Origin of the sequence: Shigella sp. FC1567 (assembly GCF_001743015.1) — a bacterium.
GTDB classification, from domain to species: domain Bacteria; phylum Pseudomonadota; class Gammaproteobacteria; order Enterobacterales; family Enterobacteriaceae; genus Escherichia; species Escherichia coli.
Genome location: NZ_MIIV01000029.1, coordinates 1 through 13,048, shown reverse-complemented (window position 1 = coordinate 13,048; position 13,048 = coordinate 1). Strand labels below are relative to the sequence as shown.

General features: G+C 51.4%; 14 protein-coding genes and 1 pseudogene. 6 read left to right on the top strand and 9 right to left on the bottom strand.

Translation table 11 applies throughout. The annotated features are described in order from the left end of the window. A partial coding sequence (locus BHE85_RS02515; protein ID WP_001437028.1) for an IS1 family transposase occupies positions 1 to 147 on the top strand: 147 nt, incomplete at its 5' end. 23 nt (positions 148 to 170) lie between these two features. Here BHE85_RS02515 and chbB read toward each other — a convergent pair. Further along, positions 171 to 491, bottom strand: a complete 321-nt coding sequence (chbB, locus tag BHE85_RS02510; protein WP_000412169.1) for a PTS N,N'-diacetylchitobiose transporter subunit IIB — start codon at positions 489 to 491, stop codon at positions 171 to 173. 295 nt (positions 492 to 786) lie between these two features. Further along, on the bottom strand, positions 787 to 1,125 hold the full coding sequence (gene osmE / locus BHE85_RS02500; RefSeq protein ID WP_001039044.1) for an osmotically-inducible lipoprotein OsmE: 339 nt from the start codon (positions 1,123 to 1,125) through the stop codon (positions 787 to 789). Between the two features lie 201 nt (positions 1,126 to 1,326). Here osmE and nadE point away from each other — a divergent pair, with 201 nt between their 5' ends. Next, positions 1,327 to 2,154: an ammonia-dependent NAD(+) synthetase gene (nadE, locus tag BHE85_RS02495; protein WP_000175034.1), complete on the top strand. Its 828-nt coding sequence runs from the start codon at positions 1,327 to 1,329 to the stop codon at positions 2,152 to 2,154. Between the two features lie 229 nt (positions 2,155 to 2,383). Then, complete coding sequence (gene cho / locus BHE85_RS02490) at positions 2,384 to 3,271, top strand: excinuclease Cho (RefSeq protein ID WP_039064109.1); 888 nt, start codon at positions 2,384 to 2,386, stop codon at positions 3,269 to 3,271. Here cho and ves read toward each other — a convergent pair. The 7 genes from ves to astC form a co-directional block, all read right to left on the bottom strand. Continuing rightward, positions 3,231 to 3,806, bottom strand: coding sequence for an environmental stress-induced protein Ves (ves, locus tag BHE85_RS02485; RefSeq protein ID WP_004983350.1), 576 nt, complete (start codon positions 3,804 to 3,806; stop codon positions 3,231 to 3,233). The two genes, cho and ves, sit on opposite strands and share 41 nt — an antisense overlap. Positions 3,807 to 4,008: 202 nt before the next feature. Then, the gene (spy, locus tag BHE85_RS02480; RefSeq protein WP_001228966.1) at positions 4,009 to 4,479 is read right to left on the bottom strand and encodes an ATP-independent periplasmic protein-refolding chaperone Spy; all 471 of its coding nucleotides are present in this window, start codon (positions 4,477 to 4,479) and stop codon (positions 4,009 to 4,011) included. Positions 4,480 to 4,808: 329 nt separating this feature from the next. Then, positions 4,809 to 5,777, bottom strand: a complete 969-nt coding sequence (gene astE / locus BHE85_RS02475) for a succinylglutamate desuccinylase (RefSeq protein ID WP_000368506.1) — start codon at positions 5,775 to 5,777, stop codon at positions 4,809 to 4,811. Continuing rightward, a complete protein-coding gene (gene astB, locus BHE85_RS02470; protein ID WP_000994988.1) occupies positions 5,770 to 7,113 on the bottom strand; it encodes an N-succinylarginine dihydrolase in 1,344 nt (447 codons plus the stop codon). Before astB ends, astE begins: the two co-directional genes overlap by 8 nt. Then, on the bottom strand, positions 7,110 to 8,588 hold the full coding sequence (astD, locus tag BHE85_RS02465; protein WP_000177214.1) for a succinylglutamate-semialdehyde dehydrogenase: 1,479 nt from the start codon (positions 8,586 to 8,588) through the stop codon (positions 7,110 to 7,112). Before astD ends, astB begins: the two co-directional genes overlap by 4 nt. Beyond that, positions 8,585 to 9,619, bottom strand: a complete 1,035-nt coding sequence (gene astA, locus BHE85_RS02460; RefSeq protein WP_000989402.1) for an arginine N-succinyltransferase — start codon at positions 9,617 to 9,619, stop codon at positions 8,585 to 8,587. The genes astD and astA overlap by 4 nt, the downstream gene beginning before the upstream one ends. Beyond that, entirely contained in the window at positions 9,616 to 10,836 is a 1,221-nt protein-coding gene (astC, locus tag BHE85_RS02455; protein ID WP_000081975.1) for a succinylornithine/acetylornithine transaminase, read from the bottom strand. The genes astA and astC overlap by 4 nt, the downstream gene beginning before the upstream one ends. Before the next feature lie 445 nt (positions 10,837 to 11,281). Here astC and xthA point away from each other — a divergent pair, with 445 nt between their 5' ends. From xthA to BHE85_RS02440, 3 genes and pseudogenes are all read left to right on the top strand, one after another. Beyond that, the gene (xthA, locus tag BHE85_RS02450; RefSeq protein WP_000673918.1) at positions 11,282 to 12,088 is read left to right on the top strand and encodes an exodeoxyribonuclease III; all 807 of its coding nucleotides are present in this window, start codon (positions 11,282 to 11,284) and stop codon (positions 12,086 to 12,088) included. Between the two features lie 166 nt (positions 12,089 to 12,254). Continuing rightward, a pseudogene (locus BHE85_RS02445) lies at positions 12,255 to 12,830 on the top strand (TVP38/TMEM64 family protein); the annotation flags it as partial. A 53-nt stretch (positions 12,831 to 12,883) separates the two neighbouring features. Next, positions 12,884 to 13,048 (top strand): IS1 family transposase (locus BHE85_RS02440; RefSeq protein WP_047664789.1); only part of this gene is annotated, 165 nt, incomplete at its 3' end.

Genomic DNA, 13,048 nt, shown 5'->3' with positions numbered 1-13,048 from the left:
CGTTACACTCAGCGCATTGAGCGACATAATCTGAATCTGAGACAACATCTGGCAAGGCTGGGACGGAAGTCACTGTCGTTCTCAAAATCGGTGGAGCTGCATGACAAGGTCATCGGGCATTATCTGAACATAAAACACTATCAGTAAGTTGGAGTCATTACCAAAATAAATTAATTTGCTGCGGCTTTTTTAATCGCTGCAACCGCAGCCTTAAGCACGCCTAAACCATCGACTTTGCCATAAAGCAGCGAGTCAATTACTTCAACCGGTTTGTTGGGTAACAAACGCTGGATTTCGGGCAACATATAAGCAATCTGCGGCCCTAATAACACGACATCGGCATTCTGACCTTTTTCACCAGCCAGTGTTTCCGGAAATGCTTCAATAATGACCGGAACTTCATATTTTTCTGCCTGTGCGCGCATTTTTGATACCAGTAAAGAGGTAGACATGCCCGCAGAACAAAACAGATAAATGTGTTTCTTTTCCATAAAACTGCCCTCATCGACGATTATCTGTCAGCCAGACACTCCGCAAGCCTTAACCTGCTTCCATGCTCTGGGTAACTTGCGAAACCAACATGACTTTTTTTGTGGCTGAAAGGAGTATACGGTATAGACCTGAGCAATAGTATTTCTTTGACCTTATAAATTGTCTCTCCTTGACCTGCGGTTATGACCCTCTTCACATTTCGGGCAAATAATTCGCGAAGATAATTAAGAACTCAGGCCAAAAAACGGCGCAATGGCCGGTTTCCGTTGTTACTCAAGCTTTCAAACGAAGTGATTACTTCGCAGCCTGTGGATCAGTGTCGTATTCAGCACAGGTCTGATAACCGGAGTTGATGACATGTCCGGTATCATCTAACGCGACAAAGTAGGTTTCTGCTTTACCATCACGTTGACCCAGGATGTAGGTCTGGCAAGTACCACGAGCATGGATCATGCTCACTTCAGACGAAGGTTTACCCGCAATTTGTGCAACCTGCGCCCGGCTCATGCCTTTTTTGACGTCTTTCACCACAGGCTGTACAAACTGGTCTTTGGTACGATCATAAGCCGTACAACCCGCCAGCATGGTTAATACCGCCGCTGCACTCAGAATTCCTGCCATATTCTTGTTCATATTCCGTCCTCTTGTTTATCAGCGTGTTAGATAAGCCTGGAATACATTGGGCGCTTTTTCAAGCCCGTGAACGAAACGGCTCCGCTTTCAGAGGATTCCTGTATGACGTTTTATCCACCATTCAACCCGCTGTCGCTTGTCGTTTCAGTAGCGACGGGTTAGCTTTAAGGAAGTTTTGTCTTTTCTGTCTGGAGGGGTTCAATGACATTGCAACAACAAATAATAAAGGCGCTGGGCGCAAAACCGCAGATTAATGCTGAAGAGGAAATTCGTCGTAGTGTCGATTTTCTGAAAAGCTACCTGCAAACTTATCCGTTCATTAAATCACTGGTGCTCGGGATCAGCGGCGGTCAGGACTCCACGCTTGCCGGTAAGCTGTGCCAGATGGCGATTAATGAGCTGCGCCAGGAGACCGGCAACGAATCACTGCAATTTATTGCCGTACGCCTGCCCTATGGTGTTCAGGCCGACGAACAAGATTGCCAGGATGCCATTGCCTTTATTCAACCGGATCGCGTATTAACCGTTAATATCAAGGGCGCGGTATTGGCCAGCGAACAGGCGCTGCGCGAAGCGGGCATTGAACTGAGCGATTTTGTCCGTGGCAATGAAAAAGCGCGTGAGCGGATGAAAGCACAATATAGCATTGCGGGTATGACCAGCGGTGTCGTGGTGGGCACCGATCATGCAGCAGAAGCTATTACCGGATTCTTCACTAAATATGGTGACGGCGGTACGGACATTAATCCGCTGTATCGTCTCAACAAACGTCAGGGTAAACAGTTACTGGCGGCATTAGCTTGCCCGGAACACCTTTATAAGAAAGCGCCAACGGCCGATCTGGAAGATGATCGCCCTTCTCTGCCAGATGAAGTGGCACTCGGCGTGACCTATGACAATATCGACGACTATCTGGAAGGGAAAAACGTACCTCAACAGGTCGCCAGAACAATAGAGAACTGGTATCTGAAAACCGAACATAAACGCCGTCCGCCAATTACCGTTTTCGATGATTTCTGGAAAAAGTAATAATTTGCACATATTGGATTGTGCGAAAAAGAGTAATTTGTTCACGCCGGATGCGGCGTGAACGCCTTATTCGACCTATAAAACTATGCAAATTCAATACATTGCAGGAGTCGAATAGGCCTGACAGGCGTAGCACGTCAGACGGTGTAACCTTTGTCATCGACCCGCCTCTTTTTTAATCGCTTCCCGCCTGTTACACTGGATAGATAACCAGCATTCGGAGTCAACAGTGGTACGGCGTTTAACTTCTCCGCGGCTCGAATTTGAAGCTGCGGCAATTTATGAATATCCCGAACATTTACGTTCATTCCTTAATGACTTACCCACCCGACCAGGGGTGTATCTGTTTCATGGTGAAAGTGACACCATGCTGCTCTATATCGGCAAAAGCGTTAACATCCGCAGCCGCGTCCTTTCTCATTTACGTACCCCGGATGAAGCCGCCATGCTACGGCAATCCCGACGGATCAGCTGGATATGTACCGCCGGTGAAATCGGCGCTCTGCTCCTTGAAGCGCGATTAATCAAAGAACAACAGCCGCTGTTTAATAAACGGTTGCGCCGCAATCGTCAGCTCTGTGCCCTGCAATTAAATGAAAAGCGCGTCGATGTGGTGTATGCCAAAGAGGTGGATTTTTCACGAGCCCCCAACCTGTTTGGCCTGTTTGCCAATAGGCGCGCAGCTTTGCAAGCATTGCAGACCATCGCTGATGAACAAAAACTTTGTTATGGCCTGCTGGGACTGGAACCGTTAAGTCGCGGTCGTGCATGTTTTCGTTCAGCGCTAAAACGTTGCGCCGGAGCATGCTGCGGTAAAGAGAGCCATGAGGAACATGCGCTACGCTTGCGCCAGTCTCTGGAGCGTTTGCGGGTGGTGTGTTGGCCTTGGCAAGGGGCGGTGGCGCTGAAAGAACAGCACCCGGAAATGACTCAATATCATATTATTCAAAACTGGCTGTGGCTGGGGGCGGTTAATTCGCTGGAAGACGCGACAACGTTAATTCGGACACCCGCCGGGTTTGATCACGACGGTTATAAAATTCTTTGTAAGCCGCTGCTTTCCGGTAACTATGAAATTACTGAACTTGATCCGGCGAATGACCAGCGAGCCAGTTGATTTCACTGAACAACAGTTTACCTTGCGGTTGTAAAAGCCGCAGGGTGTGCCTGCCATCGAACCAGCACGCGCCCTGGTCGGTAGTGAGCAATTTATCGCCCAGTTGCCACGCCCCGTTAATCACAAACACCACCCCGCCGCGTGAGCCAAAGGTAGTAAACGTACGTTCGGCAATTCTGACTTTCGCCTTACAGACATCCAGGCGTGTCATGATGTTGAAATCCATCGACATCTGCCCTTCCGTCAGTTTCGCTTTTACCACCTGGTCCGCTGCAAAGGCAAAAGGCTGTAACGGTTTTAAGGTATGGTTAAAGCGGTCTGCGCTTTCAAGGAGCATCTCGCCGCCTTCCAGCAACGTCACTATCCTTTCCATGCCGGGAAACAAAGAAAACTCCCCATTCGCCGCGATGGATGCAATGCTGGCACGCCAGTAAAAATCACGTTTTGCCGGTGGGAAAGTGCAAATTTCGCGCGTTTCACCGGCAGCATTTCGCCACAGATTCACCGACATTTTACGCATATCAAAGTATTCCATACTCGCTCCCGGCCCGTTCTTTTCATTGTTATCGTTCAGGTAACCGTGGATGGTTATCGGCAACTCGGGTGATTTACGTTAGTGGTGATCAGGCTTTTTTTACAACTGTTTGAGAAGAGAAAAGAAAACCGCCGATCCTGTCCACCGCATTACTGCAAGGTAGTGGACAAGACCGGCGGTCTTAAGTTTTTTGGCTGAAAGATTATTCAGCAGTTGCAGGCATTTTACCTTTTGCCGCTGGACGTTCTGTCAGACGCTTCTCAAAATTAGCATTAAATTGCTTTTTCTGTTCCGGCGTCAGGATGTTGTAAATTTTGTTCTGGGTTTCCATGTGCGCCAGCATGTTAGCTTTGCGCTGTTCTTCCATTTTTGCGATCTGCGCTTCAGCTTTTGCTTTATCGAAGGTATCGCTGACAATGATGTCATGCATTGCGCGGCGTTCTTCCAGCGGCGGACGTTTCATCTGGTCACGCTGGCCTTTCATGATTTCGCGGATCTGCTGTTTCTGCGCGTCGGTCAGGTTCAGGTCTTTGAACATCATGTCCTGATGCGGACCGAACTTGCCTTTGTGGTGCATCATCGGCTTCGCGTCAGCCGGTGCTGCGGCATGGGCCAGGTTAGCCGCGCCAAGAGCCAGGGTAGAGGCAACAAACAGTGCAGTTAATTTACGCATATTCTATATCCTTCCTTTCAGTTATTTATTACGGCTTTCTTAAGTAGCGTGCCGTGTTGACAAGATTAACTTTACTGACTTTAGCGTCAATTAATCAGAGCAACGGTAAAACAATGAAAGTGTAAAAAACACTTTTGCGCCAATTATGGAGAAAAAAAGAAAATTTGATGGAGAGTGATGAGAGAATATTACAACACAATGATTTTGCAGAGATTATGAAGAACTATACTGGATGACTGGTGATAAATAAAGCAAATAACCAGGATTAATCTGTATTAATTTATAAGAAAGCAACTTAATACCCGCAGAATGATTTCTGCGGGTAAGTATTAGCTTATTTTTTCGAGCATTAATCCCGCGCGTAATCCCAACGCTACCAACGGATTAGGGAATAACACATACTCTACATCATGGGTTACGGTAAAACGTTCCTCTCCGTCCTGCGCCAGCAATGTTCCTTTCTCAAACGGCATAAAATTCAGCGTGTCACTTGCCATATGCATTTCGAAGGACGGCGAGTGGCGAGTAATTTGCGAAACCACCCGATAACGGAGCGGCGGTGTTCTCACGATACCGACACTCTCACCAGATAGCAGCGCAGCAATTGCGCTGGCAGTTACTGCAAACTGGCGAAGATCGTTTTGCCCAAAGGGCAACGCTTTGCCAAGTTCCAGCGTACAGGCCAGCGCGCCAAAATGTCTGGCGCTGAAATGGGTAAACGTACCACCAGGTTCCTGATGGAACACCAGCGCCTCCAGCCCCGCCGCACCCAGCCACGTCAGAAATTTCTCGTCCCAGGGAATGTCGCGTTGCGGTAATACACCGAACTGCGGATGCAAGGAGCCACGAATTGCGGTATGTAGATCAAGGTGCCAGCGCACAGATTCTTTGCCCTGGTCATAAAAATCTTCCAGGCACTGTTCCAGTTCGCGCGCCCGACAGGTTTCTCCGCTTTCAGCAAATAGCTGCCAACGACCGCCAAACATTCGATTCATATCGCTATGGCAATAACGTTTCCCTTGCTTCAGCGCAGGAGGATTCCCGAGGATCACCAGCAACCGCCAACGTAACGGGATCTCGCCGTGAGATATCGCGCCAAGCAACGCGTCCAGCATTTCCACAGGTGCCGTCTCATTACCGTGGATCCCCGCAGAAATCACCAGCGCGCCTTGCGGTGGCGTTAATGGCGTCAGTTCCAGCACACCATCGCCCAGCCAGCGCCAGCGAACGCCGTTGATTTCTCGCTCGGTGATAACCGGTTTTTTACCCGTTAAGGTCAGAGCAAGAAAATTATCCATTGCCCCCTCCCTCGCGCTGGAACGGATAAACCGAACCGAGATTCAGTAATTGGCTCAATACATCCAGTGCTTCCCGCCCTTCGCGCAGCAATTGCGGGTCGGCCAGATCGGCAGCAGTAAGACGATCGCGGTAGTAACGATCCACCCAGTCATTGAGCGCATTAAACAAGGTATCGTTCATCATCACCGCCGGATTCACCGCCCGGCGTTCTTCTTCTGTCAATACCACCCGCAACCGCAGGCACGCCGGGCCGCCGCCATTCGCCATGCTTTCACGTAAGTCAAAGACTTTTAGTTCGCTAATCGGGTTGTCAGCGGCAAGGAGTTCATTGAGATAACCCCATACTCCGGCGTGTTCCCGACACTCCTGAGGCAGCACCAACATCATGGAACCATCATCGCGGCTCAACAGTTGGCTGTTAAACAGATAGGTAGACACCGCATCCGACACGGAAACCTGAGTTGCCGGAACTTCTATCGCCATAAAACCGTTCACCCGCGCCCGCAGGTTTGCCAGTAACTGTGACTGGCGAGCGAACGCCTGTTGGTGGCAAAACAGCACCTGGCGGTTACTTACGGCAATCACGTCATTATGAAAAACACCCTGGTCGATAACGTCCGGGTTTTGCTGGGCGAAAATCACCTGTTGGGGATTCACCTGATTAAGCCTTGCCACCGCCTCGCTGGCTTCGCGAGTCTGTCGCGCCGGATAACGGGAAGGCCGGGTATCATTGCCTTCTTCTCGCCCGTAGACAAAAAGTTGCATACCCGGCTCACCGTAATGACCGCCGAGACGATTGTGGTTTGCCGCCCCCTCATCACCGAGCAACGCTACCTGCGGCAACGCCGAATGGACGCTAAATTTCTCTTCGTCGTTAAAAATAGCTTTTAACAGCGATTCAGTGACGGGCGCTTCCAGCGAACGGTGAAATTTATTGTTCAGGTTGGCAACGGTGAGATGCACTTTGCCATCCAGCGTATCGGCAGATGGCGCGATCGTTGCCGCATTGGCTACCCACATTGGCGAAGCGGAGCTGACGCTGGAAAGCCAGTGCGGTGCCTGGCGTGCAACTTTTTCCAGTACCTGCTCATCGCTACCACTGAATCCCAACTGACGCAGCACCGGAATAAACGGACGCTCGTGCGGCGGGATCACGGCCTGGGGGAATCCTGCATCGGCAAGGGTTTTCATTTTCAGTAAGCCCTGTTTCGCCGCCAGTCGCGGGTTAGACACCTGAAAACGGTGACGGGTAGAGGCTTCATTACCAAACGACAGGCCAGCGTAATGATGCGTCAGCCCTACCAGCCCGTCGAAATTAACTTCCCAGGCGTTCATCGCACCACCTCATCGGAAAAATCCAGCCCGGGGTTAAGCGTTGCGGGCAAAGTTAACGAGTCCGACTCCAGGCTCGCCATAGGCCATGCGCAGTAATCTGCGGCATACCAGGCGCTGGGGCGATGGTTACCGGATGCACCAATGCCGCCGAATGGCGCGGTACTGGCAGCACCAGTAAGCGGTTTGTTCCAGTTAACAATCCCCGCCCGCGCCTCCAGCAACAGTTGATCGAATTTTTCCCGTTCGGGGGAAACCAGACCGCAAGAGAGTCCGAAGCGAGTGTTATTCGCCATTAGAATCGCTTCCTCGAAAGAATCATAACGCCAGACGCGCAATAACGGTCCGAACACCTCTTCATCTGGTACGCCAGCAACGCCTGTCATTTCAATGATCCCCGGCGTCAGCAACGATGTCTCTAATTGTAATAAGCGCGGCGCAAGCAGGGTTCGTCCGCCCATCGCTTCCAGTTGCTGCCAGGCAGTAACCACCTGCTGTGCGGCCTGTTCAGAAATCAGCCCGCCAATAAACGGCTGCGGTTCGTCATCCCAGTTGCCCGGCGTTAATCGCTGGCTGACGGCAACCAGACGAGCAAGAAACGCATCGCCCTGCGCTCCGCTTTTGAGCAATAAACGGCGGGCGCAGGTGCAGCGTTGCCCGGCTGTGACAAACGCCGACTGAATGGTCAGATGGACAGCCGCGTCGATATCCGCCACCTCATCGATAATTAGCGGATTATTACCGCCCATCTCAAGGGCGAGAATTTTCTCCGGCTGACCGGAGAGCTGGCGATGCAGCTGGTAGCCGGTATTGGCGCGACCGGTAAACAGCAAACCGTCGAGATCCTCCAGCGCACTCAGCGCCTGACCCGTTTCACGCCCGCCCTGCACCAGGTTCAGCACGCCCGGCGGCAAGCCAGCCTGCTGCCATAAACGCATTACCGCTTCGCCACTCCACGGTGTCAGTTCGCTGGGTTTAAAGATAATGGTGTTACCTGCCAGCAATGCCGGAACGATATGTCCGTTCGGCAAATGACCAGGGAAATTATACGGCCCAAACACCGCCAGCACGCCGTGCGGGCGATGTCGCAGGCTCGCCGCACCGTCCGGCATTTCACTACGCTGCTCGCCGGTACGAACGTGATACGCCTTAATTGATATCGCGATTTTATTGATCATCGCCGTCACTTCGGTTGCCGCTTCCCAGCGCAGCTTACCCGTTTCTCTGGCAATAATCGCGGTTAATTCGGCTTTATTGCTTTCCAGCAATCCGGCAAAGCGTTCGACAACGACCTGACGTTCAGCCAATGAGAGCCGCGCCCAGCGCGGAAACGCCGCACGGGCTGCCCGACAAGCCTGTTCGACCTGAGCGGCATCGGCATCATTGCCTTGCCATAACACCTCGCCCGATACCGGATTACGCTTCACACGCGATGCGCCCTGGCCCGTTATCCAGTCACCGTTAATCCATAAAGTCATGCTGTTTTCTCCACTGCGCACAGGCGCACCAGACGAACGCGATCCCCTGCGTGGCATTTGAGGGCATCCAGTTGTGCGGCGGTTAAAATCAAACGCTCGGTTGCCGGATCGGTACGCGCCAGCACCACGCGGAAATGGTGATAATTTTCATTGGCGACCAGGCAGGCCGGAAAATCGCCCTGCGCAGGCTGCCCTTCTGCCACTTCCACCAGCCGACTTTTACGGATGGCGCGCACGCGGTCGATGTCACACTCAAGCGTTGGCCCGCCGTCGAAGATGTCGATATAGTTGCGGTAACGAAAACCTTCTTTCTCCAGCACCGCGCGGGCAGGCGCGGTTTGCGGATGTACCTGACCGATGACGTCCTGGGCTTCCTGGGATAAAAAGTGGGTATAGATCGGATGTTTCGGCATCAGTTCTGCAATAAATGCCTTTTGCCCGGTGCCGCAGAGAAAATCGGCGCGGCTAAAATCCATCGAAAAGAAGCGTTTACCGAGGCTTTGCCAGAACGGTGAATAGCCGTGTTCGTCAATCACCCCGCGCATTTCAGCAACCACTTTGTCATTAAACTTGTCGCGAAAAGCCGCCATAAACATAAAGCGCGATTTCGACAGCAAATAGCCGTTGCCCTCTTTGCGCCAGTCCGGGTCGAGAAACAGCGTGCACAGCTCGCTGCTGCCGGTGTGATCGTTACTAAGAAACAGCGTCGGCAATGCGTTATAGACATTCAGCTCTTTTGAGGCGTGAACCAACGTGCCGACCCGATAGTTGTGCCAGGGATCGTTCAGCCCAACCGCCACCTCAATGGCGCAAATCCCCGCCACGGTGCCTGTCTCGCTATCTTCCAGCACGAACACATAGCCCTGCTCGCTTTTGGGCAGTTCGCCTTGCCAGGTTTTGATTGCCCTTTCGATACGCGCGGAAAGCGTGGCTTCATTAGCGGGAAGCGACGTCAGGCCGCCGCCCGTTTTGCTGGCAAGCTGCATCAGCGCCGAGACATCTGAGCGCTCAACGGGACGGATGACCATCATGATGAACCTCGGCTAACAAAATGTTCGCAAGCAGCTGCAAAGCGATCCAGTCCGGTCGTCACCTCTTCTTCGCTGACATTGAGCGCAGGCGCAAAACGCACCACGTTGCCACCCGCAATCAGTACCATAACGCCTGCTTTCGCCGCCTCCTGAGAGATCTGTTTCGCTTGTCCGGCGTAATCGGCATTCAGTACACAGCCAATCAACAAACCTAAGCCGCGAACTTCACTGAACAAACCGTAGCGGTGATTAATGGTATTAAGACGCTCAACAAACCAGTCGTGACGCTGTTTAACGCCATTAAGCATCTCTGGTGTGTTGATGAGCTCCAGCACTTTGCCCGCCACCGCCGAGGCCAGCGGATTGCCGCCATAGGTGGTGCCATGAGTGCCAACGGTCATCACGCTGGCGCACTCTTCGGTTGTTAACAACGCACCGACCGGGAAATCGCCGCCCAGCGCTTTGGCGGTAGTTAACAGATCAGGTGTCACGCCGTAGTGCATATAGGCATACAGTTCCCCGGTGCGCCCGACGCCGGTTTGTACTTCATCAAAAATCAACAGCGCATTGTGGCGGTCACACAATTCACGCAGACCTTGTAAAAACGCGTTGCTGGCTGGCACCACACCGCCTTCCCCCTGGATGGGTTCGACAATCACCGCACAGGTGGCGTCGTCAATCAGCGCGCTGGCAGAGTTAATATCGTTATATGCAGCATGACGGATATCTGGTGGCAGTGGCGCAAAATCCTGTGAATAGGCTGGCTGCCCACCCGCACTGACAGTAAACAGCGTGCGACCATGAAACGCATTTTTAAACGCCATGATACCGCTCTTATGGCTGCCGTAGCGGTCGTGAGCGAATTTACGCGCCAGTTTTAGCGCCGCTTCGTTGGCTTCCGCACCGGAGTTACAAAAGAAGACGCGATCGGCAAACGTGGCGTCGATCAATTTTTTCGCCAGTCGCAGTACCGGCTCGTTGGTGTAACCGTTGCCGGTATGCCAGAACTTACTCGCCTGTTCGTTCAGCGCTTCACGCAGTTCCGGATGCGCATGGCCCAGCGCGTTCACCGCAATGCCACCCGCGAAGTCGATATACTCTTTCCCCTGCTGATCCCACAAGCGCGAACCTTCGCCACGTACCGGTATAAAGGGTGCCGGAGCGTAAACAGGTATCATCCATTCATCAAAGTTTTCACGCGTAATTGGCTGAGACATAGCGACCTCTACAGTAAATAATTCGTTATTTATATGTTAACAATAAGTAATGTTTGCGCTGTAAATGTAGATTGCAGGGTTCGTGCCAGCCAGTGATAAAAGTGCATAAACGGCGGAGGCTAACTGGAAATCAAGGAGTTATAACCAAACCATATGCATTTAAAGTGCATATAAAGTGAATACGTTTGCGATGTGGGTGAATAAAAAGAATAAAAAACGCAATGTTATGCAGAAGTAAAATATAATTCTGGAATTGTGATCATTGACGAAATTTACTGGAAATTACTGCGCCATTCTGACGCAGCGCGCACCAAAAGCGGGCATTTTTTGCGCCATCGTTGACATCATTAACAACCATCGATCAAATCACTTAACAACAGGCGGTAAGCAACGCGAAATTCTGCTACCATCCACGCACTCTTTATCTGAATAAATGGCAGCGACTATGAAATTTGTCTCTTTTAATATCAACGGCCTGCGCGCCAGACCTCACCAGCTTGAAGCCATCGTCGAAAAGCACCAACCGGATGTGATTGGCCTGCAGGAGACAAAAGTTCATGACGATATGTTTCCGCTCGAAGAGGTGGCGAAGCTCGGCTACAACGTGTTTTATCACGGGCAGAAAGGCCATTATGGCGTGGCGCTGCTGACCAAAGAGACGCCGATTGCCGTGCGTCGCGGCTTTCCCGGTGACGACGAAGAGGCGCAGCGGCGGATTATTATGGCGGAAATCCCCTCACTGCTGGGTAATGTCACCGTGATCAACGGTTACTTCCCGCAGGGTGAAAGCCGCGACCATCCGATAAAATTCCCGGCAAAAGCGCAGTTTTATCAGAATCTGCAAAACTACCTGGAAACCGAACTCAAACGTGATAATCCGGTACTGATTATGGGCGATATGAATATCAGCCCTACAGATCTGGATATCGGCATTGGCGAAGAAAACCGTAAGCGCTGGCTGCGTACCGGTAAATGCTCTTTTCTGCCGGAAGAGCGCGAATGGATGGACAGGCTGATGAGCTGGGGGTTGGTCGATACCTTCCGCCATGCTAATCCGCAAACAGCAGATCGTTTCTCATGGTTTGATTACCGCTCAAAAGGTTTTGACGATAACCGTGGTCTGCGCATCGACCTGCTGCTCGCCAGCCAACCGCTGGCAGAATGTTGCGTAGAAACCGGCATCGACTATGAAATTCGCAGCATGGAAAAACCGTCCGATCACGCCCCCGTCTGGGCGACCTTCCGCCGCTAATTTAGCAGCTCTCCTGGCTCAAACTGGGTCAGGAGAATTAACCTTGAGAAAAATCAACAAACTGTCAGTAATGATTTGTTGCCTGCCGTCCTTTGTTATACCGTCACTGCGTTTTTAGTTGTCTGACCACTTCTCTATTATCAAGTTTGATATAGGAAACTCCACGATGAATGCTGAGCGTAAATTTCTTTTCGCCTGTCTTATTTTTGCGCTGGTCATTTACGCTATCCACGCTTTCGGTTTATTCGATCTGCTCACCGATTTACCCCACTTACAGACACTCATTCGCCAGAGCGGATTGTTCGGTTATAGCCTCTATATTCTGTTATTCATCATTGCCACCCTCTTTCTGTTACTAGGAAGCATACTGGTGATCGCTGGAGGAATAGTTTTTGGCCCGCTCTTAGGGACACTACTCTCATTAATTGCCGCCACGCTGGCCTCCTCGTGCTCATTCCTGCTGGCGCGGTGGCTGGGACGTGATTTACTGCTGAAATACGTGGGCCATAGCCATACCTTCCAGGCCATTGAAAAAGGCATTGCGCGTAACGGTATTGATTTTCTTATTCTGACCCGCTTAATCCCGTTGTTTCCTTACAATATTCAAAATTACGCTTACGGATTAACCACCATCGCCTTCTGGCCTTATACCCTTATTTCGGCACTCACGACCCTGCCCGGTATTGTTATTTATACCGTGATGGCAAGCGATCTCGCCAATGAAGGCATTACGCTGCGCTGGTAATGCTGCCAACTTACTGATTTAGTGTATGATGGTGATTTTAAGGTGCTTGCGTGGCTTCCATTTCCATCAGATGTCCTTCCTGCTCCGCTACTGAAGGCGTGGTGCGTAACGGCAAAAGCACTGCCGGACATCAGCGCTATCTCTGCTCTCATTGCCGTAAAACATGGCAACTACAGTTCACTTACACCGCCTCTCAGCCCGGTACGCACCAGAAA

What these genes read in the sequence shown, in the direction of transcription:
- xthA (WP_000673918.1), top strand. Translation starts at nt 11,282, where the DNA reads ATGAAATTTGTCTCTTTTAATATCAACGGCCTGCGCGCCAGACCTCAC.
- ves (WP_004983350.1), bottom strand. Translation starts at nt 3,806, where the DNA reads ATGGAATACTTTGATATGCGTAAAATGTCGGTGAATCTGTGGCGAAAT.
- nadE (WP_000175034.1), top strand. Translation starts at nt 1,327, where the DNA reads ATGACATTGCAACAACAAATAATAAAGGCGCTGGGCGCAAAACCGCAG.
- astD (WP_000177214.1), bottom strand. Translation starts at nt 8,588, where the DNA reads ATGACTTTATGGATTAACGGTGACTGGATAACGGGCCAGGGCGCATCG.
- astE (WP_000368506.1), bottom strand. Translation starts at nt 5,777, where the DNA reads ATGGATAATTTTCTTGCTCTGACCTTAACGGGTAAAAAACCGGTTATC.
- astB (WP_000994988.1), bottom strand. Translation starts at nt 7,113, where the DNA reads ATGAACGCCTGGGAAGTTAATTTCGACGGGCTGGTAGGGCTGACGCAT.
- osmE (WP_001039044.1), bottom strand. Translation starts at nt 1,125, where the DNA reads ATGAACAAGAATATGGCAGGAATTCTGAGTGCAGCGGCGGTATTAACC.
- astA (WP_000989402.1), bottom strand. Translation starts at nt 9,619, where the DNA reads ATGATGGTCATCCGTCCCGTTGAGCGCTCAGATGTCTCGGCGCTGATG.
- chbB (WP_000412169.1), bottom strand. Translation starts at nt 491, where the DNA reads ATGGAAAAGAAACACATTTATCTGTTTTGTTCTGCGGGCATGTCTACC.
- spy (WP_001228966.1), bottom strand. Translation starts at nt 4,479, where the DNA reads ATGCGTAAATTAACTGCACTGTTTGTTGCCTCTACCCTGGCTCTTGGC.
- astC (WP_000081975.1), bottom strand. Translation starts at nt 10,836, where the DNA reads ATGTCTCAGCCAATTACGCGTGAAAACTTTGATGAATGGATGATACCT.